The 21,388-nt window shown below is 63.1% G+C and carries 18 protein-coding genes and 1 pseudogene; 10 read left to right on the forward strand and 9 right to left on the reverse strand.

Annotated elements, in window-relative coordinates:
• Nucleotides 1-5: 5 nt before the first annotated feature.
• The gene (locus NKI99_RS20715; RefSeq protein WP_352611793.1) at nucleotides 6-1,538 is read right to left on the reverse strand and encodes a sensor histidine kinase; all 1,533 of its coding nucleotides are present in this window, start codon (nucleotides 1,536-1,538) and stop codon (nucleotides 6-8) included.
• Nucleotides 1,539-1,687: 149 nt separating this feature from the next.
• Here NKI99_RS20715 and NKI99_RS20720 point away from each other — a divergent pair, with 149 nt between their 5' ends.
• Nucleotides 1,688-1,891: a hypothetical protein gene (locus tag NKI99_RS20720; RefSeq protein ID WP_352611794.1), complete on the forward strand. Its 204-nt coding sequence runs from the start codon at nucleotides 1,688-1,690 to the stop codon at nucleotides 1,889-1,891.
• A 29-nt stretch (nucleotides 1,892-1,920) separates the two neighbouring features.
• Here the strand turns inward: NKI99_RS20720 and NKI99_RS20725 are convergent, their stop codons facing one another.
• On the reverse strand, nucleotides 1,921-2,841 hold the full coding sequence (locus NKI99_RS20725) for a diacylglycerol/lipid kinase family protein (protein ID WP_352611795.1): 921 nt from the start codon (nucleotides 2,839-2,841) through the stop codon (nucleotides 1,921-1,923).
• A 251-nt stretch (nucleotides 2,842-3,092) separates the two neighbouring features.
• Between NKI99_RS20725 and NKI99_RS20730 the strand changes: the two genes are divergently transcribed.
• Nucleotides 3,093-4,430, forward strand: coding sequence for a PRC-barrel domain-containing protein (locus NKI99_RS20730; RefSeq protein WP_352611796.1), 1,338 nt, complete (start codon nucleotides 3,093-3,095; stop codon nucleotides 4,428-4,430).
• 48 nt (nucleotides 4,431-4,478) lie between these two features.
• Here the strand turns inward: NKI99_RS20730 and NKI99_RS20735 are convergent, their stop codons facing one another.
• Nucleotides 4,479-6,047: an alkaline phosphatase family protein gene (locus tag NKI99_RS20735; RefSeq protein ID WP_352611797.1), complete on the reverse strand. Its 1,569-nt coding sequence runs from the start codon at nucleotides 6,045-6,047 to the stop codon at nucleotides 4,479-4,481.
• Nucleotides 6,048-6,274: 227 nt separating this feature from the next.
• Here NKI99_RS20735 and NKI99_RS20740 point away from each other — a divergent pair, with 227 nt between their 5' ends.
• The 6 genes and pseudogenes from NKI99_RS20740 (at nucleotide 6,275) to NKI99_RS20765 (ending at nucleotide 11,368) form a co-directional block, all read left to right on the forward strand.
• Complete coding sequence (locus NKI99_RS20740; protein ID WP_127295186.1) at nucleotides 6,275-7,207, forward strand: VOC family protein; 933 nt, start codon at nucleotides 6,275-6,277, stop codon at nucleotides 7,205-7,207.
• A gap of 4 nt (nucleotides 7,208-7,211) precedes the next feature.
• Nucleotides 7,212-7,833, forward strand: a pseudogene (locus NKI99_RS20745) (alpha/beta hydrolase).
• Between the two features lie 2 nt (nucleotides 7,834-7,835).
• On the forward strand, nucleotides 7,836-8,135 hold the full coding sequence (locus NKI99_RS20750) for a GNAT family N-acetyltransferase (protein WP_023811010.1): 300 nt from the start codon (nucleotides 7,836-7,838) through the stop codon (nucleotides 8,133-8,135).
• Nucleotides 8,136-8,279: 144 nt separating this feature from the next.
• A complete protein-coding gene (locus tag NKI99_RS20755; protein WP_352611798.1) occupies nucleotides 8,280-9,338 on the forward strand; it encodes a dipeptidase in 1,059 nt (352 codons plus the stop codon).
• Between the two features lie 99 nt (nucleotides 9,339-9,437).
• On the forward strand, nucleotides 9,438-10,748 hold the full coding sequence (locus NKI99_RS20760) for a flavin monoamine oxidase family protein (protein ID WP_352611799.1): 1,311 nt from the start codon (nucleotides 9,438-9,440) through the stop codon (nucleotides 10,746-10,748).
• A 209-nt stretch (nucleotides 10,749-10,957) separates the two neighbouring features.
• Nucleotides 10,958-11,368, forward strand: a complete 411-nt coding sequence (locus NKI99_RS20765) for a hypothetical protein (protein ID WP_023811012.1) — start codon at nucleotides 10,958-10,960, stop codon at nucleotides 11,366-11,368.
• 105 nt (nucleotides 11,369-11,473) lie between these two features.
• On the opposite strand, the gene NKI99_RS20770 is transcribed toward NKI99_RS20765, so the two are convergent.
• Together NKI99_RS20770 and NKI99_RS20775 are read right to left on the reverse strand one after the other, a co-directional pair.
• Nucleotides 11,474-13,561 carry an ATP-binding protein gene (locus tag NKI99_RS20770; protein WP_352611800.1) on the reverse strand — a complete coding sequence of 696 codons (2,088 nt, stop codon included), beginning with the start codon at nucleotides 13,559-13,561 and terminating at the stop codon, nucleotides 11,474-11,476.
• An 84-nt stretch (nucleotides 13,562-13,645) separates the two neighbouring features.
• Nucleotides 13,646-14,419, reverse strand: a complete 774-nt coding sequence (locus NKI99_RS20775) for a response regulator (protein WP_352611813.1) — start codon at nucleotides 14,417-14,419, stop codon at nucleotides 13,646-13,648.
• Between the two features lie 46 nt (nucleotides 14,420-14,465).
• On the opposite strand from NKI99_RS20775, the gene NKI99_RS20780 reads away from it, so the two are divergent.
• The gene (locus tag NKI99_RS20780; RefSeq protein WP_127271440.1) at nucleotides 14,466-15,167 is read left to right on the forward strand and encodes a response regulator transcription factor; all 702 of its coding nucleotides are present in this window, start codon (nucleotides 14,466-14,468) and stop codon (nucleotides 15,165-15,167) included.
• Between the two features lie 72 nt (nucleotides 15,168-15,239).
• On the opposite strand, the gene NKI99_RS20785 is transcribed toward NKI99_RS20780, so the two are convergent.
• Nucleotides 15,240-15,407, reverse strand: a complete 168-nt coding sequence (locus NKI99_RS20785; RefSeq protein ID WP_023811016.1) for a hypothetical protein — start codon at nucleotides 15,405-15,407, stop codon at nucleotides 15,240-15,242.
• Between the two features lie 56 nt (nucleotides 15,408-15,463).
• Complete coding sequence (locus NKI99_RS20790) at nucleotides 15,464-15,796, reverse strand: hypothetical protein (RefSeq protein ID WP_023811017.1); 333 nt, start codon at nucleotides 15,794-15,796, stop codon at nucleotides 15,464-15,466.
• Between the two features lie 357 nt (nucleotides 15,797-16,153).
• Between NKI99_RS20790 and NKI99_RS20795 the strand changes: the two genes are divergently transcribed.
• Nucleotides 16,154-16,615, forward strand: a complete 462-nt coding sequence (locus tag NKI99_RS20795; protein WP_023811018.1) for a L,D-transpeptidase — start codon at nucleotides 16,154-16,156, stop codon at nucleotides 16,613-16,615.
• Nucleotides 16,616-16,840: 225 nt separating this feature from the next.
• Here the strand turns inward: NKI99_RS20795 and NKI99_RS20800 are convergent, their stop codons facing one another.
• Nucleotides 16,841-19,924: an efflux RND transporter permease subunit gene (locus NKI99_RS20800; protein WP_023811019.1), complete on the reverse strand. Its 3,084-nt coding sequence runs from the start codon at nucleotides 19,922-19,924 to the stop codon at nucleotides 16,841-16,843.
• Nucleotides 19,921-21,252, reverse strand: a complete 1,332-nt coding sequence (locus NKI99_RS20805; protein ID WP_352611801.1) for an efflux RND transporter periplasmic adaptor subunit — start codon at nucleotides 21,250-21,252, stop codon at nucleotides 19,921-19,923. Before NKI99_RS20805 ends, NKI99_RS20800 begins: the two co-directional genes overlap by 4 nt.
• Nucleotides 21,253-21,388 lie beyond the last annotated feature (136 nt).

Raw genomic sequence — 21,388 nt, forward strand, 5'->3', positions numbered from 1 at the left:
GGAGGTCACTTCGACAGATCTTCAAGGGGCATCGATATTTCGGCAAATACGCCTTCCGGCCGGAATTCATGGGTCACTTCGCTGGAAATGACCTTGGCAAGGCTGCGGCGAATGAGGATCGAGCCGAAGCCGTGCCGATCCGGCGGAGCGACTTGCGGGCCGCCGCTTTCACGCCAGGTCAGCACAAGACGCCGGGCATCCCTCCTGCCTTGCGTCCTCCAGCCGAGGTCGACCCTGCCTGACGGCACCGACAGCGAGCCATATTTCAGCGCGTTGTTGGCGAGTTCATGCAGGATCAGGCCAAGCCCGATGGCCTGGTCGGGCGACAGCAGCAGGTCGTCGCCGGAGATCGTCATGCGCGGCTGCTCGGCCGTTTCGAAAGGTTTGACCTCGATTTGGACGAGTTCACTGATGCCGATGCCACGCCACTCGCGGTCCGACAACAGATTGTGGGCGATCCCCAAGGCCTGAAGCCTGGCGCCGAAGGCCTCAAGGAACTGGCTTGGCTGGCGGGCGTGGCGCACGGTCTGGGTTGCCAGCGCCTGGACGGTCGCCAAAGTGTTCTTGACGCGATGGTTGAGCTCACGCAGCAGCAGCCGTTGCCGTTCGTCGCCGAGCTTGCGCTCGGAGATGTCGTAGTTGACGCCGAAGATCAATGTCGGCTTGCCGTCGCCGTCACGCTCGATCACACGGCCGCGCGTGGCGAGCCAGCGCGGCGGATGAAAGCCCTTCACCCGGTATTCGCCGAAATAGTCGTCGCTGCCGGTCAGGGCGTCGCGAAAGCGGGTTTCGGTCTGGTAGACGTCACGCGGATCGATGGCGGCGAGGATGTCACGTGCGCGCAGCCGGTTGGAGCGCGGCAGGCTGAACAGCTCCGACATCAATGTGTCGCATTCGATGATATCGGTGCGGATGTCCCATGCCCAACTGGCGAGCGACGCCGCATCGAGTGCGATGGCGCGTCGTTTTTCCTCGCGCACCAGTGCGGCCTCGGCGATCGCGCCGCTGCGGGTTGCATCCTTGAGGGTGAACAGGCTGGCGGCGAGGCTGGCGAGCGCCTTCAACTGGTCGAGCTCGGCGCGGGATGGAAAACCATGCGGCTCGCGGTCGAGCACGCACAGAGTACCGATGCGGGCACCTGCCACGATCATCGGCGCGCCGGCATAGAAGCGGACATGATGTTTTCCGGTGACCAGCCGGTTGGTCTTGAAACGGGGGTCCGTCGTTGCATCCACGACCACCATCGGCTCGTCGCCGGCGGAAATCGCATGGGCGCAAAACGAGACGTCGGTCGCCGTTTCGGTCTCGTCCAGGCCGAAGCAGGATTTGAACCACTGCCGTTCGAGGTCGACGAGTGTGACCAGGGCCATCGGCGCCTGCATCACCGCCGCGGCAAGGCTGCTGACCCGGTCGAAATCGGGGTCGGGCGCCGTATCCAGCATCTCCAACCCGTGCAGCACGGCCAGCCGGTCAACATCCTTGACTGCGCGCGCAACTTCGGCCGGCAGATCGGGTGTTGTTTGCGTCTTGCCAGTCACCCTAATTGCCTCGTCCCGGTCTTCGCCGCCCCATGCTTGCGCTGGTGCAAGGCCAGGGCGCTTTTCCGGAACCATCCTAGCGAGGAACCGTTACCCGACAATGATTCGCCAAGCGCGCCAGTTGGTGCAGAATGAGACAGGGATCGAGCATGGCCAAGATCATTCCAGAAAACAAGGCGCGGCAGGGGCGATGGGGCTGGCATGGATTTCGAATCCTGATCGCCGCATTGCTTTTGGTGTTTGCCGCGTGGGGCATTGCCGAGATCTATGGTGTGTTGATCAAGGCGCCAACCAGCGACGAACAGCACGTCCCCACACCGCCGAACACCACCGAGCAGGCTCCTGCTGGTTAAAGCCGGTTTGTTCGTCGCAACGCACCGCATCAGGCGGCTCTCGATTGAGCCGCGCTAGCCGGCACCAGTACATTCAGCGCACCAGGCTGGATTTCGATTACCGTTTCACGGTCAAGTCTGACCAATTCGCCGTCCATGACGGCGCGAAACTTGCGGCTGCTCGAATGGATTTTCAGCACCGTTCTGTTCGTCTGGTGAATTTCGACATGTTCGTTGTCGCGCCATTTGCCGCGCGCCATGTTGAAGAAGAACTTGACCAGCTCGGCGCGCTGCTTCGCCACCGTAACGTAGACGCCAAGCACGCCGCCCGCCGGATTGTCGGCGTAGGGCAAATGGCCTTCACCGAACAAATTGTTGGTGATGCCGATGCCGGTGATGCGTGCCGCCATTTCGGCATCGCCGATGCTGAGCGTCACATTCATCGCAGGTGGATTGTTGATCGTCGCCCAAGCCGCCTTGGCCGAGGCGCGGATCTTTCCCCACCGCGAACCGAATTCCATCTTCTGGCGCAGTTGCACCATCTTCGCATGCATGCCGATCGAGAACTGGTGCACGAAAGGCTGGCCATTGGCCGTCGCCACGTCGACCGCTATGATTTCGCCGTCGGCGAAGGATTTCAGCGCGCCGTCGAGCGACTGCGGGATGCCCAGTCCGCGTGCGAACAGGTTCATGGTGCCGGCCGGCAATATGGCAAGCGCCTTCTTCGTGCCCATCAGCCGGGCGGCTGCGGCGGAAATAGTCCCGTCGCCGCCACCCGCCAGCACGATATCGACCGAGCGACGCGAAGCCGCGCTGTCGAGCGTTTCCACCACGTCCTTGCCGGCGACGATCTCGATGCTGAGCGAGTGACCGGCCGTCTCCAGCGTCTGATGCATCCTGTCGGAGAAAGCGGCGAGGTCGGTGGTACGCAAAGTGCCGCCATCCCGGTTCAGCACCGCTGCGAATTTCATGCCCCGCTCCACCGTGTCAGCCAAAAGCGGCCGGACACCCAGCCTATGGCTGAAACGCGGCGGCGACGGAAAGGTTCCCTTGCCACGGGGTGGCTGCCCGGCGGCGCGATCATTTCTGTGGTTTCGTTTCCCCGACGACAGCGGTTTTGTCGGAACAACAGACTGGTCACAACGTTGTGAACCTGTAGATGCCGCGTCCGATTTTCCAACGAACACGCGGCGCATGAGATCAGGCACGAGGAGAGACTATCATGATCCGCAATCTTTTAGCCACCACCGCACTCGCAACGCTGATCGCCACCGCAGCTCATGCGCAGAGTGCGACGACCCCAGCGCCGGCGCAGAGTCCAGCCGTTCAGGAGTCAGGCGTCGCGACGGTCCGCGCAGAGGGCAGCATCGTCACCAACATCATCGGTGAGTCCGTCTACAACGGCACCGGCGATGACGCCGAGAACATCGGCAAGGTCAGCGACGTCGTCTTCGACAAGGATGGGCAGGCGAAATCCGTTGTCATCGACGTCGGCGGTTTTCTGGGCGTCGGCGCCAAGAGCGTCGCCTTCGACTACGGTAAGCTGCAGTGGGCCGAAAAGAATGGCGACCGCTGGCTGGTAGCCCAGACGACCAAGGACGAGCTGACGGCACAGGCAGAATTCGACAGCAAGCCCTACGCGCCGACCCCGGCGCCTGCCGCATCGACCGACGCGACAGCACCGACGGCACCCGCTACGACGGATACGGCACAAAAGCCGGCCGACATGAACGCCGCACCGGCGGAACCGGTGAAGCGCGCGGATGGTAACCTTGCCACCAACATCATCGGTGAAAACGTCTATAACGGCACCGGCGACGACGCGCAGAATATCGGTGACGTCAATGACATCGTGCTGACTAGGGAGGGCAAGGCCGAGTCCCTTGTCATCGGTGTTGGTGGTTTCCTTGGTCTCGGCGCCAAGAACGTCACCTATGACTTCTCCAAGGCGCAGTGGGCCGAGAAGGATGGCGACCGCTGGCTGGTCGCCCAGACCACCAAGGAAGAGCTGCAGGCGCAGCCGGATTTCGACCGCAAGGCCTATGATCCGGCGCCGGCAACGACGGCTTCCAATGAGCCTGCGGCCACCGCTCCGGCAGCTGTGCCCTCTGACACCACGGCTCCTGCTGTCGCTCCGGCAGACAAGACCGCCGAAGCTCCGGCCGCGACGACCCCTGACGCCTCGGCTCCCGACCAGACACAGACTGCCGCCATCGACAAGTCGACGTTGACCGAGATGCCGGTCGGCGAGATTCGTGCCGATGACCTGAAGGGCACGACTGTCTACGGCGCCAACGACGCCAGGGTCGGCGAGATCGGCGATGTCGTGCTTGCGCCCGACAAGAAGGCCGACGCGGTGATCGTCGACGTCGGCGGCTTCCTCGGCATTGGCGAGAAGGAAGTCGCGGTCGGCATGGATAATCTCAAATTCATGACCGACAAGGACGGCAACAAATACCTGTACACGACCTTCACCAAGGAACAGCTTGAGGCTCAAACCGCCTATGACAAGGGCAGCTATGCCGAACAGCGCGATCAGCAGCGCATGATCGTAAGGTAATTCTGTTCAGCCAAATGAAGCCCGCGCTGGCAACGGCGCGGGCTTTATTTATGTGTGGCCAGGTGGCAGGCCAGCGGCATGGCCGACTAGGCCGTTCTCGGTCAATTCGGCCAGTGCCAACGACTGGTCGAGATGTTCGGCCCGCCAGGCGAGCAGCCGTTCGGCGAATTCCAGGCGCACGGTGAGATGACTGGGGTCGGCCGCGAGATTGTCCAGCTCGCCCGGATCGTTTTCCAGATCGAACAGCAGCGGCGGCAGGTTGCCGCCGAAATGCACATACTTGAAATTTTCCGTGCGGATAACGGCGAGGTTGCATTGACGTGCGGCGATGCCGAAATGGTTTTCGGCCTCGCCCGCGGCAATCGAGCGGAAGTCAAACTCCCAATGCGCGGCATCGCGCCACGCCGCAGGGGTTTCTCCGCTCAGGAACGGCTTCAGCGAGGCGCCGTCGAGATGCGGCGCGGGCTTTTCGCCGAGCAGGTCGAGAAGGGTCGGCAAAATGTCGACCGCTTCGGTGAAGCTGTCGACACGGCCGCCGGCAGCCTTGCCGTGGCGCGGATCGCGGACAATCAGCGGAATGTGGTAGCTGCCGTCGAAATAGCCGCCCTTGCCCAGCATGAAATGGTCGCCCATCATCTCGGGATGGTCCGAGGTGAGCACGATGATGGTGTCGTCCCACGCGCCCGCGGCCTTAACCGCTTGCCAGACGCGGCCGAGCTGCGCGTCGACCTCGGAAATCATGCCGTAATAGATCGCGCGGATGCGGCGAAAATCGTCTTCGCTCCAGTCGTGCACCTTGCCTCTGGCTTCGGGCCGGAATTTTATCTGTTTCTGCCGGCCGAGATCATAGGCAAGATAGGGATGGTTTTCCGCCTCTTCCTGCCAGCTTGCCGCGCGCCGGAAGGCCGGGCCGTCAGCCGGATCGTACATTGTATTGTAGGGCTCCGGGGCAATGAAGGGCGGGTGCGGGCTGATGAAGGAAAGATGCGCGAACCACGGCGCGGCGTGCTCCTGTTCGCCAAGCCAACGCGTGAATTCGCCGGTCAGGAAGGCCGCCGGGGTTTGTTGCCCGCGGTAGACGGGCGGCGCGTTGCTGATGGTGGTCCCGGCGCCGTCGGCCAGCGGACGGTGGATGTCGGGGGAGCCGGCGCTGGCGTCGACACCTTGCAGCTCCAGCCAGGATAGCCATTGCTTCTGGTGCTCCGGCAGCAACTGGCGCACCGTAAAGCCCGGCAGCACGCCTTCATAGCTTTGCAGCCGCGGATCGCCCGGCGCCAGCAGGCGCGGATCGAGCGAGACGTCGGTGTAGCCGAACAGCGTCGGATCATAGCCCAGAGCGCGAACCGAGAGCGCGATGTTGCCGTGGCGCGCGTCGAGCGGCGTGCCGTTGCGGCAGACGCGGTTGTTCATCTGGTAGAGACCGGTGTAGAGGCAGGCGCGGGCGGGCGAGCAGGGCGCCGCGCCGCCATAGTGCCGCTTGAACAGCACACCCTCTCCGGCCAGTGCGTCGGCGTTCGGCGTCTGCACAACCGGATGACCGGCTGCGGACAGACAATCGCCACGCCACTGATCGCATGTGATCAGGAGAATGTTGGGCCGCCTGGCTTTTCCAGTCACTCACGATACCTTTGTCCCGGAATGTCGAATGCCGTTCATGGAAACGAATTCTGGCCACGGCGCAAGCCCGACTCTGCGAGCCAATTGGTGAACGAACTCTGTTCCATCGTTCACTTTTGCGACACAGTCCATTCTGTGTTTGCCGCCTTTGCGTAAACTGCTCGGGTCCTCATATTGGCATGGACAGCGGCGAGGGCCGCACAAGTACCAAGGGAAGGAGCAAGACAATGCTCGACCAGATCAAGGGCCTGCATCACGTCACGTCGATGGCCAGGGATGCCCGCCAGAACAACGATTTCTTCACCAGGAAACTCGGCCAGCGCCGGGTCAAGAAGACTGTCAATTTCGACGCGCCCGACGTCTATCATCTCTATTATGGCAATGAGACCGGCACGCCGGGTTCGGTGATGACCTATTTCCCTTTCCCCGACATCGGCAAGGGCCGGCATGGCGTCGGCGAAGTCGGAACCACCGTCTACTCGGTGCCGGAAGGCACGCTTGCCTATTGGGAAAAACGTTTTGCCGATGAGGGCGTCACCGGCCTCTCGCGCGAAGAGACCTTCGGCGAGAAGCGCCTGGCTTTTGCCGGACCGGATGGTGACGGCTTCGCGCTGGTCGAGGGCAAGGGCGACGGCAGAGCGCCCTGGGCGAAAGGCGGTGTTCCGGTCGACCAGGCGATCCGCGGTTTCCATTCGGTATCGCTCAGGCTGAAGGATGGCGGCGCCACTGAGGAGCTGCTGAAGTTCATGGGCTATGAGGAAGTCGACAAGTCCGGCAATCTCAGGCGGCTGGCGGTGAAGAACGGCAATGGCGCCGATGTTATCGACATCGAATCGCTGCCGAGCACGGCCTTCGCCGATCTCGGTGCCGGCTCCGTCCATCACGTCGCCTTCGCGGTCGAGAACCGCGCCAGGCAGCTCGAGGTGCGCAAGGCGTTGATGGACACGGGCTATGGGGTGACGCCGGTGATCGATCGCGACTACTTCTGGGCGATCTATTTCCGCACACCGGGTGGCGTGCTGTTCGAAGTCGCCACCAACGAGCCGGGTTTCGATCGCGACGAGGATACCGCTCATCTGGGCGAAGCGCTGAAGCTGCCGTCGCAGCATCAGCACCTGCGGCCGTATCTTGAACAGCATCTGCAGAGCCTGGAAGGCTGAGGTCATGAGCAAGGACGCTTACATCCACAAGCTGCTGCCCGGTTCGCCGGGCGGTCCATTGCTGTTCGTCTTCCATGGCACTGGGGCCGATGAGAACCAGCTTCTGTCGCTGGGGCGCGATCTCGCGCCCCAGGCAACCATCATCTCGCCGCGCGGTGATGTGTTGGAACAGGGTGCCGCGCGCTTCTTTCGCCGCACCGGCGAGGGCGTCTACGATATGGACGATCTGGCGCGGGCGACGGATAAGATGGCGGGCTTCGTCAAGGCCCATGTCGAAGCAGCGAAGCCGTCATCCGTGCTGGGTCTCGGCTATTCCAACGGCGCCAATGTTCCTGGCCTCCGTGGTGTTCGCGATTCCAGCGCTGTTCGACGCGTCGGTGCTGATGCATCCGCTGATCCCGTTCGAGCCGCAGGTCAAGGGCAGCCTCGCCGGCCGCCATATCCTGATGACCGCCGGCAAGCGCGACCCGATCTGTCCGCCGAACCTGACCACGCGGCTCGAGGCCTATTTGCGTGCCGACGGCGCCGATGTCACAGTGGAATGGCACGATGGCGGGCACGAGGTGCGGCCAAACGAGATCGAGGCGGCACGGCGGTTCTTTGCCGATGCTGCCCAAGGAGCATAGCGATGCCTGAACAACTGCCTGAGATCGAACTTGAGGATCGCGGTTCCAAGGGCCGCTATGTCCTGCGTGGACCCGATGGCGCCGAGGCCGAGATGACCTTCACCAAGATCGGTGAGCACCAGATCATCATCGACCACACCGAAGTGCCGGACGTCTTTCGCGGCCAGGGTGCCGGGCTTCGGCTCGTCACCCGCGCCGTTGAGGATGCGCGTGCGGCAGGCAAGAAGATCATCCCGCTCTGCCCGTTCGCCAACGCCCAGTTCCGCCGCCATCAGGAATGGGCCGACGTGCTGAAGCGGTAGGGATTTCGTTGCTTGGAAACGGCGCGGCAAGCGGCTGCCATCCTGCCGGGGCGGCTTTGGCATTTGCGCGGGTGGCGCATCCTGCCTAAGTAGATAGGATATATCCTAGCCGCCGCGCCGACAAACGAACCGAATGATCCCCCAATGACCGAAACCGATCTCGTTCCCGTCTTCGACGGCCACAACGATACGTTGCTCAGACTCTATCAGTCGAAAGACACGGACGTCGAAAAACTGTTCATCGAGGGGAAATCGGGCGGCCATATCGACCTGCCACGCGCGAAAGCCGGCGGCTTCGCCGGGGGCATGTTCGCCATCTTTCCGCCGCCTGTCGAGAGATCCAGGCGCGGCGCCGTGCCCCTGGCGCCGAGCGTCGCCGAACCGCTGCCGCCCGAGGTTCCGCGCAATGAGGCGCTGACCTCGACGATCGCCATGGCCTCGATCCTGTTCAGGCTGGAACGGGCCGGAGCGCTCACCGTCTGCCGCAGCGCCGGCGATGTGCGCAATGCCATGGCGCAAGGTTCGATCGCCGCGGTGTTCCACATCGAAGGGGTCGAGGCGATCGATCCCGAGCTCACCATGCTCGACGTGCTGCATGAAGCCGGCCTGCGCTCGCTCGGCATCGTCTGGAGCCGTCCGAACGCCTTCGGCCACGGCGTGCCGTTCCGCTTCCCGTCCTCGCCCGACACCGGACCCGGCCTGACCGATGCCGGCAAGGCGCTGGTCAAGGCATGCAACCAGTTGAAGATCATGATCGACCTGTCGCATCTCAACGAGAAGGGCTTTCGCGATGTCGCGTCGCTCAGCGATGCGCCGCTGGTCGCGACCCATTCCAACGTGCACGCGATCTGCGGCCATTCGCGCAACTTGACCGACTGGCAGCTCGGCGCGATCCGCGAAACCGGCGGCATGGTCGGGCTGAACTTCGCAACAGGCTTCCTGCGCGAGGACGGTCGCATGAATGCCGACACCAGCCTCGATATCATGGTGCGGCATATCGATTCGCTGCTGCAGGCGCTGGGTGAGGATGGCGTTGGTCTTGGCTCCGATTTCGACGGCGCCATGATCCCGGCCGTCATCGGGGATGTCGCCGGCCTGCCGAAGCTGATCGATGCATTGGCGGCACGCGGTTTCGGCCGCGCACTGATCGAAAAAATCGCCTATCGCAACTGGCTCAATATGCTCGAGAAAACGATAGGTTAGAGACAAGCCTGCGGCATGGCGTGTGCGGCCCGCCGGCATATGTCGACAAGGACATACTTCGTCTGTGGAAGCCGGATGCGACTGGGTGGATAGCCGGCAATGCTGAAGACCTTCACGGATGAGGGCGGCGAATTCGAGCGAACCGATGTCGTCATCGTCGGTGCGGGTTTCACAGGCCTGTCGGCGGCGCTCGAGATGAAGAAGGCCGGCATCGATTTCATCCTGCTCGAAGCACGCGACCGCGTTGGCGGACGCGTCGAGTCCCGACTGAACGGACTTGGCGAACGGATCGATAGTGGCGGCCAGTTCCTGTGCGAGGACATGCCGGAATTGATGGCCCTGGTCGAAGCACGCGGCAAGACGCTGGTTGAAACCTATGTCGATGGCGATTTCATTACCCAGCCGACGATGTCCGTACAAAGAGCAGAGCGGATCTATGACGCGGCAATGGCAATCCGCGAGCGCATGAACGGGATCGATCCGGACGACGTCTCGATTGCCGGACTGGCCGTTGCCGACTGGCTTGCCCGCCAGCGCGATTCCGCCGATGCCAGGGCCGTCTTCCGTTCGATGATCGAAGGTCTCTGGTGCATGGCGCTGGATCGGATTCCTCTCTGGTATCTGATCGACAATGACCGACGCGTCACCAACGAGGTGCCGGAGCTGCAATATTTCGTGCGCGAAACCATGCATTCACTGGCCGACGATCTGGCCCGCGACCTTGGCGATCGGTTGCGGCTCAGCGAGCCCGTCACGCGCATCGAGCACAGTTCGCAAGGTGTTCTTGTCGTTTCGGCCGGGAGTGCCATCGCGGCGCGCGCGGTTCTGGTTGCCGTCCCCCCGGCGACGGTGACGGAGCTCGCCTTTGTCCCTGCCTTGCCGGCTGGACTGGGGCGGGCGCTCGGCGCCTGGAAAAGCGGCGCGGCTATCAAGATCCTGGTGCGCTATGCCAAACCGTTTTGGCGCGGGCGGGATTTGAACGGCATGGTGATGTGGCTCGATCCGCCGGGACTGTTTGCCTGCGACGCTGGCAAGGATGTCGAGCATGCCGCGCTCGTCGTGTTCGTCGGCGGGCCGCTCGCGCTGCGCTGGCGCGACCTCGGCGAGCCGGAACTGCGTGCGGAGGTGACCGGCCGGTTGGAGGCAGCCCTTGGCCCGAGTGCCGGCGACGTCATCGATTTCAGTTTGCGTGACTGGGTAGGAGATCGCTGGAGCGGCGGCGCGTACAGCGATCTTGTTGTCGACGTGACAGCAAGAGATGCCGAGCGAACGATCCTTGCCGGCGCACCCCCGGTGTATCTCGCCTGTTCAGAACTCTCGCCGTCGTTTCCGGGGTATGTCGAGGGCGCTATCATTGCCGGGCGTATCGCCGCGCACAAGATCATTGCCGAGCTTCAAGCTCCGGCCTGAGCCTGGTCTTTTCGAAAAACTGTTTGGCAAGATCGGTCGGGTTGCGCCTCGAGCCCGAGCGCCGTCGAAGCTATGCCCGATTTTGCCCGACTTCGCCCGAATGCTGTTTCGAACTCGTTACAGTGCCAGTCCTTCGCCACCCCATCGTCGTTACAAAGTGCGGATAAGTTCATTTCACCGCCAAAAGAAACTCAGCGAAGGGGAAGGCAATGCATGCGAAAATCCAGACGATCCGCGGCGAGAGCCGCCTTCAGGCTCCAGAACGCAATGACCGCCGTCCGAAACTGGCGCTGCGCCAGCGGGCCAGCGACCACCCCATGGCGATGTTCATGGTGCTGGCTGCTTGCGCCTTCGTCGGCATGGCGTTCACGCCGACAATCGGGCCGGCCTTCGCTTCGTTGAATCCGCCGTCCAATCTCATCGACGGCGCGCAGACGACGACCAGGACCGCGCGTCTGCCGGTGCCGGTGACCGACTTCGCCTGCAAGGGCCAGGCCTGGGGTGCCGAGAGTATCGATTGCCTGCGCGCCATCGCCGAACAGTCCGGAACACACAAGAACCGCGCCATCCGCATGATCGCCTATGCCGCGCCCTTGGCCGACACGCCGAATATTTTCTGATTTTGTCGAAGCATGATCCGAAACCGTTCCCGCTTTGGGATCATGCTCCGGACTCCCCGAGCGCTCCCTCCAGTGCGCTCTTCTTCGGCCCCGGGGGCCTCTTCCTTATCCTTTCAAGACCGCCTGTTCGGCAATGGCGGACAGCACACTGCGCACATCCAGCGTGCTGAACGGCTTTTCCAGGATCTGCGGCCGCTGCTGTGCCGGCAGCGCCTCGATTTCGGCTTTCGCACCGATCAGGTCGCCTGTGACCAGCACGAAACGCCGTGCCAGATCAGGCTTTTCGGCGAGCAACTCGCGATAGATCGATATGCCGCTAACGCCGGGCATGCGCAGGTCCGAAAAGACGATGTCCGGCGGCATGTGGCCGCTCAAAGTGGCGGCGGCCGATTCCCAGACAGGAACGATCCGTGACTTGATGCCCATCAGTTCGAGAATGTCGGAGAGCGAGCCGGCGACATCCGGCTCGTCGTCGATGATCAAGGCATGCCGCAGGCCGCTCGATCGCGGCTGGTTGTCGCCGGCGGTGGCGAGGCCGGCCACGATGGCCGGCAGCTGGACGACGAAGCGCGCGCCTCTCGGGAGCACTTCCTCGAACCAGACATTGCCATTGTGCCGCTCGATGATCGATTTCGAGATCGACAGGCCGATGCCGGTGCCGACGCCGACCGGCTTGGTGGTGAAATAGGATTCGAAGATGCGGCCGCGGATCGTTTCCGGCACGCCGGGCCCATTGTCCTCGACCGAGAAGCAGGGATGACCGCGGTCGCTGCGGAACGTCCGCACCTTGATCAGCCGGTCGCCGGCAATGCCGGCCAAGGCGTGCTGGCTGTTGATGAGGAAATTGGCCGCCACCTGCGTCACATGGTCGGCGTCGGCCATGGCCAGCAGCGGGCCGGCGGCGAAATCGGTGTCGATGGTGATGCCGCTTGAGCGCGCGCCATAGGCGGTCACTTCGAGTGCCGACCGGATCACCTGGTTGAGGTCGGTTTCGGCTTGTGCCGCGGGATGGAGGCGGACCATCGACAGGAAGCTCTTGACGATGCGGCCGCAGCGCTCGGCGGCCGCACGGACTTTCTCGGCGCGCACCTTGGTCTGCGGGTCGGAAGCGAATTCGTGCAGCAGCGTCGATTGCGCCACCACCACGGCCAGCGGGTTGTTGAGCTCGTGCGAGACGCCGGCCAGCAACGAACCCATCGCCGCCATCTTCTCGTTCTGGTGCAGCTTCTCGCGCTGCCGGCCGATCTCCTCCTCGGCGCGCAATTTGTCGCGCAGGTCGCGGATGGAGCCGAAGATCAGGCGGCGGTCGGCAACCCGCATCTCGGTCGCCGTCAGCTCGATCGGGAACACTTCGCCGGCGGCGTTCTGGGTCACCGTCTCGAGCCGTTGGCCGACCATCGGCGCACCGCGGCCGGACATGTATTCGGCCCCCGAAGCATAGCCCTTGCGGTAGTAGATCGGCACGATCGTATCGAGCAGGTCCTTTCCGAGGATGTCGCTGCGCTGGAAGCCGAACATCTTCTCGGCAGCCGGATTGAATTCGATGATCGAGCCGGTCTCGTCGATGACGACGATGGCGTCGAGCGAGGCCTGCAGCATGGTGCGGCGAATGACCTCGCTGGCGTGGGCGTCCGAGGGCGAGCGCTCGATGGCGTCGCCGATGGCCAGCGCGATGATATGCAGCGTCGCCTCTTCCTCGTCCGTCCATGCACGCTCGTTGACGCAGTCATTGACCGCCAGCGTGCCCCAGAGATGGCCATGCGCGAAGACCGAGACCGAGAGGAACGATTTGATGTTCTGCTTCTCGAAATCGGTCCTCAGGAAGCCTTCGAGGTCGCGCGTGTGCCCGGCGAAGATCTTGCCTTGCCGTTCGTCCTCGGCAAGCCGCTCCAGCAGGGGGTCGGAATTGACGATCGATTGCATGATGACGGTCGGCGACGCCAGTTCGCCGCCGAAAAGAGGGTCGATCCAATAGGCGGCGACGGATTGGGCGAAGCCCTGGCCGGGCAGTTCGCGCAAGCGAAACAGGATGCCGCGCTGGCAATCCATGGCCCGGCAGAGCGTTTCCAGTATGCCGTCCATCTCGCGCTGCCAGTCGCCAGCCTCGCGAAGCCGGCGAACGACGCGCACGGCCGCCATCGCCGCGCCCTGCCTGAACCCTTGCATATCGGTGCTTGCTGCTTCAGCGATCATCTTGTGCCGTCATTCCGGAGTCGCGCCAATTCGGAGTCGTGCCAATTTCGGCTGGCGAGCAACCGAATCCTTCTGGCCCGGTGCTCAGTTGCCGTCGCCGGCCGGCAGCGAGAAGATATAGCCCTCGCCGCGCACCGTGCGCAGGAATTTCGGATTGGCGGGATCGGCCTCGATCTTCTTGCGTAGCCGCATGATGCGAATGTCGACCGCGCGTGACGATTCCGGATCTTCGGTGAAACCGATCGCCTCGGAGATAGCGGCGCGGGTCAGCAGCCGATTGGCGCGGGTGAGGAAAATCTCCAGCACGTCGAACTCGCTCTTGGCCATGTCGATCACCGCGCCATTGGCGCCGGTGACCAGCCTGCCGTCGAGATCGGCCTGGAAGGGGCCGAAGGTAACGGAACGGCGATCCGTCCCGGCCTTGTTGTCCTGGAGCTCCTTCGGCTGGGGAACCCGGCGCAACACGCTGCGCACCCTGGCCAGCACTTCGCGCAATTCGTATGGCTTGACGATGTAGTCGTCGGCACCGAGTTCCAGCCCGACGATGCGGTCGAGCGCAGTGCCGGCCGCGGTGGCATAAATGATGCCGATCGGCAGTTTCGAACGCAGCCAGCGGCCGAGCGAGAGGCCGTCCTCGCCGGGCATGGCGATGTCGAGAATGGCGAGATGAAACGATTGCGTTTCAACGAGGCTGCGCGCCGCGGCAGCACTTTCAGCGGTGGCCACGTCATAGCCGGATGCGCCAAGATATTCGGCGACCGCGTCCCTGAGGTCGGGCTCGTCCTCGACGATGACAATTCTTGCCCGCACGATGCTTTCGCTCCCACTTTCAGTGGAAAGTAGATTGGGTATAAACATCATGTCCAGCACTCATATCCGGGTTGCCAGGGAACGGTTGGAAAAGATGGCCGCACGATCCGTTATTGCGCTCGTTTCGGTAGCCGAAGTGGTGGCGACCGAACTCGCCGACCATCTCGAGCGGCGCGGCCACGATGTGCATCAGGCACGTCAGCCCTGGGAGGCCGAATCGCTGCTGTCGGGAAAGGGCATCGACGTCGTCGTCGTCGGCGACAGCCTCAGCCAGGCGGAGGGGCGGGACCTGCTCAGACGTTATGGCGGCCAAGGAGGAGGCGGCGAGGGCGGACCGGATTTTATCCTCATCTGCCGGCCGGCCGATCTTGTCGACAAGGTGCTGGCGCTGGAGCTTGGTGCGGCCGACGTCGTCGAGAGCCCGCTCAATGTCCGTGAACTGGCCGCCCGTGTCGGCGGCCTGCTTTCGCGTCGCGGCAGGGGCACCCAGGAACTGATCGTGCTGGAGAACGCGACCGTCGATCTGAGATCGGCCATGGTCATGCATCGCTCCGGCTCCGAGGAACAGCTTTCGCCCGGCCAGGTGGCGCTGCTCAGGTTGTTCCTGGCCAGTCCGCGCAAGGTGCTGACGCGTGACGACATCATCGCCGCGGCACCGGCCGAAAACGCCGACGCCTTCGATCGTTCGATCGATTCGCGCATCGTGCGGCTGCGCCGCAAGCTCGACACCGACACCATCACCACAATACGTGGAGCCGGCTATCGGTTCGATCCGCCGCGGCAATTCGCCGACTGACTGCCGGGTACTGGCGCAATCCCTTTTTTCGGGCATCGGATTTTCCATCTCTGGGCCCGATGCTCCTGATACTCAGCGTACCAGCAGAAGCGATGGCCCCACCGGCATGTCACTGCCCATGGTGAGTTCGCTTGCATGGGCGCGGTCCCTGAGAAGCATGGTGGCAAGACCGGCAAAGCCGAGCAGGCCTTGGGCGTAAAGCAGTGCGGACAGCACCGAAGCAGCGAATTTCGTTTTCATCGTCGCAGTTCCCCAAAAATGCCAATTCCCTAGAAATGAACCTGTTGCGGGTCGCTTCAGGATACCCCCGAAGTGCCCGCGCCGCCCACGGAGCCCCCCGTCGCGGCGCGGGCCTTCGGTCCTCTCGGCAGCAAGTTGCCGGAGGCGCCGCGCAAACCCGTCAGCCTAAGGCCGACCCGCCAGAGGGCCTTGAGCCGGGCGATGCGCAGGCTGGAAACAATCCAGACCGTGGCGAAAAACAGTGCGGCATGCAGCGTCGAAATCTCGCCTGATGTCATCGCGCCGAGGCTTGTCAGCGGGGTGCCGGCAACCGTGCCGACGCCGCCGATGACCGCTGCCGCGATGCTGATCCTGAGAAGCCAGGACAGCGCGTTCGATTTCGTTCCCATGTTCGTTACCGGCTGTTTTCGTTGCGTCAACTTTGCTCGCGGCCCGTATCCGGATCATGCCGCTAGGAGCCGCGCTTTGTTGCAAGTTGGTTTCGATGCCGACGGCTGTTCTTTCACATGACGCCGATTCGCACTTTCGTTTGGGGGCGGATACTCATGTTCCCGACTCTTGGTCTTGGCTGGGCGGGCCTGCCGAGCCTGTTCTAGCCAGGCTTAGAAGGAGGCGTTTGTTAACCAGTGGAAACAGATTCGAAACAGAAGTGAGCATTTTGCGAAATCTCCTCGAAACATGAGGTTGGGATAAGCGGCCATCGAATTGGAGCCGGCCTAACCGGCAGAGAGAGAGGGGACTTCATCATGCATACCGCCATTTCCGCCAAGCTCATCAACATCACCGCCGCTGCCTTGACTGGTGCAGCACTGCTGCTCGGCGCTGGCTCGGGTGCGGCGCACGCCGCCAACAAGATCGTGGCGCGCGTTTCGCTTTCGCAGCAGATCATGGAAGTCTCCGTCGACGGCCGGCCGACCTTCGCCTGGAAAGTCTCCACCGGCGACCGGGCCCATGTGACGCCGACCGGCTCGTTCAAGCCGACCCGCATGCATGAAATGTGGTACTCGAAGAAATACGACAACGCCCCGATGCCGCACTCGGTCTTCTTCAGCGGCGGCTATGCGGTGCACGCGACCTATGCGATCAAGCGCCTCGGCCAGCCGGCGTCGCATGGCTGCGTGCGGCTGCACCCCGACAACGCCGCCGATTTCTACCAGCTCGTCGAAACCTTCGGGGCGACCAACACCAGCATCGTCATCGTCAAGTAGCAGGCTGGAAACGGTGGCGTGTCAGCATGCTGTCGCGCCTTGTTCAAGGCTCCCGCCGGAAAACGCTGTGGTATCGAGTACAGCGCAAACCGGCGGTATCGAGCAAAGCTCGAACCGGGGTATCGAGTCCAGCCAAAAAGAAAGAGGCCGGGAAATTCCCGGCCTCTTTCTTTTGCCTCCATCGATTTGTCCTGCACATTTCCGGGCGGGACTCCCTCGACCGCCCTAGCTCGGCAGTGCCGGCATCAGCTTGGGGTCCGGCTTCTCCGCCAAATGAGGCAGATCCTTGCTGGCGATGAAGGTGTAGAACATGGGCACGACGAAGAGCGTGAACAGGGTTCCGACCAGGATGCCGGTGAAGATGACCAGGCCCATCGAATAGCGGGCCGCGGCACCAGCGCCGCTGGACGTGATCAGCGGCACCACGCCGAGCGCCATCGCCGCTGTCGTCATCAGGATCGGCCGCAGGCGCACCTTGGCCGAGGCGATGATGGCGTCGCGCCGCCGCATGCCATGTTTTTCACGCTGCTGGTTGGCGAACTCGACCAGCAGGATGCCGTGCTTGGTTATCAGACCGATCAGTGTGATCAGGCCGACCTGCGTGTAGATGTTGAGCGTGCCGAGGCCCAGATTGAGCGGCACGATCGCGCCGAAGATCGACAGCGGCACCGCCATCATGATGATCAGCGGGTCGCGGAAGCTTTCAAACTGCGCCGCCAGCACCAGATAGATGACGACCACGGCGGCCGCGAAAGCGATCAGGATGGTGTTGCCCTGTTCCTTTTCCTGCCGCGATTGACCGGAATAGTCGAGGAAGAAGGTGTCGGGCAGGCTCTCCTTGGCAATGTCCTCCAGCGCCTTCAGCCCGTCGCCGGTCGTGACGCCGGGCAGCGGGAGCGCCGAAATCGTCGACGAATTCAGCTGGTTGAACTGCTCGATTGCCGCCGGCGCCGCATTGGTCGAAATCTTGACCACCGCCGATAGCGGCACCATCTCGCCCGTCACGCTGCGCACGAAGTATTCGCCGAGCTTGTCGGGGTTGTCGCGAAACTCTTGCGGCACCTGCGGGATGATGTCGTAGCTGTTGGAGTCGCGGTCGAACTGCGCCACTTCGGCGCCGCCGACCAGCAAGGTCAGCGTGCGGCCGATATCGGCGATCGGCAGGTTCAGCGCCGCGGCGCGGTCGCGGTCGATGGTCACCGTCACCTCCGGCGCGTCATAGGCCATCGAATTCTGCACGACGATGAAGCGGCCGGAGGCCTGCGCCTTGTTCTTGATCTGCTCGGCCACCTCGTACACCTCCGAGGAAGCGCCCGTCGATCGCACCACCATGGAAATGGGCAGGCCGCCGCCGGAGCCCGGCAACGTCGGCGGTGCAAAGACGAAGGCCTCGACACCGGCCACTTTGGCGATACGGGCCGTAATGTCGGCCTGCAGTTCCTTCGAATTGCGCTTGCGTTCCGCCCAGTCCTTGAAGGCATAGCCGACGAAGGCGCTGTTTGTCGTGCCGCCGAAGGCGACGGCCGAGAACTGCGCCCGTGTTTCGGGAATATCCTTCACCAGGCCGAGGATCTGGTTGACGTATGTCTCGGTGTAATCGGAGGTCGCATAACGCGGCCCCGTCACAATCGAGAGCAGAAAGCCCTGGTCTTCTTCCGGCGCCAGTTCGCTCGAGGTCTTGGTGAACATGAAGCCGGTGACGCCGACAAGCGCAAGCACGATGATCAGCGTCAATGGGCGATAGTTCAGTGATCCGGTGACGGCCCGTTCATAGACATGCTCGACGCGCGCGAAGGTGCCGTCGACAATGCGCTGGAAACGGCCCGGCGTGCCGGACTTCAAGAGGCGTGCCGACATCATCGGGGTGATGGTGATGGCAATGACACCCGACAGCACCACCGAGCCGGCGAGCGTGACCGCGAATTCACGGAACAACGCGCCGGTTAGGCCGCCGGTGAAGGCCAGCGGCGCGAACACGGCGGCCAGCGTCATGGTCATGGCAACGATGGCCGACGATATTTCGCGCATACCGCTGAACGCGGCCTGCATCGGCGACATGTGGTCTTCTTCCATATGGCGATGGATGTTCTCCACCACCACGATGGCGTCGTCGACGACCAGGCCGATCGCCAGAACCATGGCCAGCAACGACAGCAGGTTGATCGAGTAGCCGACCGCAAACAAAAGGAAGCAGACGCCGATCAGCGACAACGGGATGGTGATGATCGGCATCATCACCGACCGGAAGGAGCCAAGGAACAGAAGAATGACGACGATGACGATGGCAACCGCCTCGGCGATGGTCTTGAACACCTCTTCGATCGAAGCGCTGATCTGCCCGGTCGCATCGTAGACGACCTCGATCGTCATGCCCTTCGGCAGTGTCTCCTGAATCTGTGGCACCAGCTTGGTGAGCGCAGCCGCCGTGGTCAGCGGATTGGCCGCCGGCGTCGGGAAGATGGCGAGGAAGGTGCCGGGCTTTCCGTTGAACGAGACCCTGGTGTCGGTGTTCTCGGCGGCGAGTTCGACGCGGGCCACGTCGCGCAACCGCACCACATTGCCGTCAGTCGAGCGCAGCGGCAGCTCGGCGAAGGCCTCCGGCGTCTGCAATGTCGAGCGCACGGTGATCGAGGAAACGACATACTCGTTCTGGGTGTTGCCGGGCGCCGACAGGAAGTTGGAATTGTTGATCGCCGTCAGCAGTTCGGAGGCCGTCACGCCGCGCGCGGCAAGCTTGACCGGATCGATCCAGACGCGCATCGAGTATTCCTGGGCGCCGAAGATCTGCACGTCGGCGACGCCTTCGACCGTCGACATGCGCGGTCTGATGACGCGCTCGATATACTCCGTCAGCTGCTCCTTCGTCATGTTCGGATTCTGCATCGAGATGTACATCATCGCGAACTGCTGGCCGGTGCCCTTGACGATGACAGGGTCCTTCGATGCGTCCGGCAAGGTGCCGCGCACGCCCTGGACCTTGGACAGAACTTCAGTCAGCGCGACGTCGGGGTTCGAGCCGAGCTTCATCTGCACCGTCACGGTGCTGGAGGACGGGCGGCTGGACGAGGTGACGTAGTCGATGTTTTCGGTCGAGGCGACGGCGCGCGCGATCGGGGCGGAAATGAAGCCCTGGATCAGATCGGCGCTGGCGCCCGGATAAGCCGTGGTGATGGTGATCGCCGTTTCGTCGACCTTCGGATACTGCCGGATCGACAGGTTGAAGATGCCCTGGAAACCCAGAAGCAGGATCATGCAGCCAAGGACCGTCGAAAGAACAGGCCGGCGAATGAAGAGATCGGAAATGCTCATTGCTGGTCGGCCTGCTTGTTTGCCGATTTGGTCGGGTCGATGGTGTTGTCCACAACGACGGACATGCCGTTGAAGAGGCGGTTCTGACCGGCGGTGACGACTTCGTCGCCAGCCTTCAGCCCCTCGACGATCTCGACCATGCCTTGATTGCGGCGGCCGGGCTTGACGAACACCTGCGACAGCACGAGCGCGGGCTTGTCACCTTCCGCCGCCGGCTTGGCCGCATCGGGAGCCTGATCAGTCGGCTTTGCCGCATCGGCGGCGGGCTTGGCTGCATCAGCCGCCGGCTTCATCGCATCGGCCGGCTTGGTGTCCGCAGGCTTGGCATCAGCCGATTTGTCGGCTGCCGGCGCGGCGGGTTTTTCCTCCGGCTTGGCAGCTGGCGCCGCCTCGGCGGGCTTGGCTGGCTGCACCACGAAGATGTAGTCGCCATAGAGACTTGTCGTCAGCGCCGTCTGCGGCAGGGTCAGCACGTTCTGCTCTTCGGGCAGCTCGACACGCACCTGCACGAACTGGCCGGGGGTCAGCTTGCCATCGGGATTGGCGACTTCCGCCCGGATGTTCACCAGCCGGCTGGACGAGTCGATCTTCGGGTCGATGCCGCGAATGGCGCCTGCGAATGGCCTGTCCTCACCGCCAAAGCCCAATCGAATCGTCTGGCCTATCTTGAGCAAGGCGAGTTGCTGTTCGGGAACCGAGAAATCGACCCGCATCGTGTCGAGATCCTGCAATGTCACCACGGCGGTGCCGGGCGCCAGATACTGGCCGATATCGATCCTCGGAATGCCCACCGTGCCGCCGAAAGGCGCCGTCAACTGCTTCTGCTCGAGCACGGCCTGCAGCTTGGTGACCTGAGACGCCGAGGCCGAGGCCGCCGCACGCGCCGTGTCCAGCGTCGAGTCGGAGCCAACGCCACGCCTGGTCAGTTCGATGGCGCGGGCAAGCGATGTCTGATCGAGCGCGGCCTGCGCCTTCTGTGCGTCGAGATCGGCGCGCTCGACAGCGTCATCGAGTTGCAGCAGAACCGCATTGTCCGCCACCTTCTGGTTGGCATGGAAAAGGATGTCCTTGACGATACCGGTGGTCTCGACCGTCAGGTCGACACCGCGCACGGCCTTGACCGTACCGATCGCCTCGACGCCGGGCGTCCAGGCCGAAGGCTTGGCGATGGTTGTCGAAACGGTTGCTGCCGGCGGCTTCATCGATGCGAAGTACTGCTTGATGCCGTTGTCACGCAGGAAGTTGAAGCCCACGATGCCGCCGACCACGACGACGAGCAGGGCCAAAACCAGAATAATGATAAATATACGGAGTATGCGCTTGAACAAGGAAGTCCCCTCAGTCGAAAATCCGGCGCGAAGCGCGGATATCGGGACACATATCGACTGCGGGTCCCGATTTCAAATAATGGCGGTCTTACTGTACCGTCTGGACGGTCTTGTCAATTGGGCCTAAGCTTGCGAT

The sequence above is a fragment of the Mesorhizobium sp. M0239 genome (assembly GCF_040321815.1).
Classification (GTDB): Bacteria; Pseudomonadota; Alphaproteobacteria; order Rhizobiales; family Rhizobiaceae; genus Mesorhizobium.

Bases quoted from the DNA above. Each gene is read 5' to 3' on its own strand.
- NKI99_RS20795 (WP_023811018.1), top strand. From the start codon at position 16,154: ATGCATACCGCCATTTCCGCCAAGCTCATCAACATCACCGCCGCTGCC.
- NKI99_RS20800 (WP_023811019.1), bottom strand. From the start codon at position 19,924: ATGAGCATTTCCGATCTCTTCATTCGCCGGCCTGTTCTTTCGACGGTC.
- NKI99_RS20730 (WP_352611796.1), top strand. From the start codon at position 3,093: ATGATCCGCAATCTTTTAGCCACCACCGCACTCGCAACGCTGATCGCC.
- NKI99_RS20760 (WP_352611799.1), top strand. From the start codon at position 9,438: ATGCTGAAGACCTTCACGGATGAGGGCGGCGAATTCGAGCGAACCGAT.
- NKI99_RS20755 (WP_352611798.1), top strand. From the start codon at position 8,280: ATGACCGAAACCGATCTCGTTCCCGTCTTCGACGGCCACAACGATACG.
- NKI99_RS20720 (WP_352611794.1), top strand. From the start codon at position 1,688: ATGGCCAAGATCATTCCAGAAAACAAGGCGCGGCAGGGGCGATGGGGC.
- NKI99_RS20785 (WP_023811016.1), bottom strand. From the start codon at position 15,407: ATGAAAACGAAATTCGCTGCTTCGGTGCTGTCCGCACTGCTTTACGCC.
- NKI99_RS20740 (WP_127295186.1), top strand. From the start codon at position 6,275: ATGCTCGACCAGATCAAGGGCCTGCATCACGTCACGTCGATGGCCAGG.
- NKI99_RS20790 (WP_023811017.1), bottom strand. From the start codon at position 15,796: ATGGGAACGAAATCGAACGCGCTGTCCTGGCTTCTCAGGATCAGCATC.
- NKI99_RS20775 (WP_352611813.1), bottom strand. From the start codon at position 14,419: ATGTTTATACCCAATCTACTTTCCACTGAAAGTGGGAGCGAAAGCATC.
- NKI99_RS20750 (WP_023811010.1), top strand. From the start codon at position 7,836: ATGCCTGAACAACTGCCTGAGATCGAACTTGAGGATCGCGGTTCCAAG.
- NKI99_RS20765 (WP_023811012.1), top strand. From the start codon at position 10,958: ATGCATGCGAAAATCCAGACGATCCGCGGCGAGAGCCGCCTTCAGGCT.
- NKI99_RS20780 (WP_127271440.1), top strand. From the start codon at position 14,466: ATGGCCGCACGATCCGTTATTGCGCTCGTTTCGGTAGCCGAAGTGGTG.
- NKI99_RS20725 (WP_352611795.1), bottom strand. From the start codon at position 2,841: ATGAAATTCGCAGCGGTGCTGAACCGGGATGGCGGCACTTTGCGTACC.
- NKI99_RS20770 (WP_352611800.1), bottom strand. From the start codon at position 13,561: ATGATCGCTGAAGCAGCAAGCACCGATATGCAAGGGTTCAGGCAGGGC.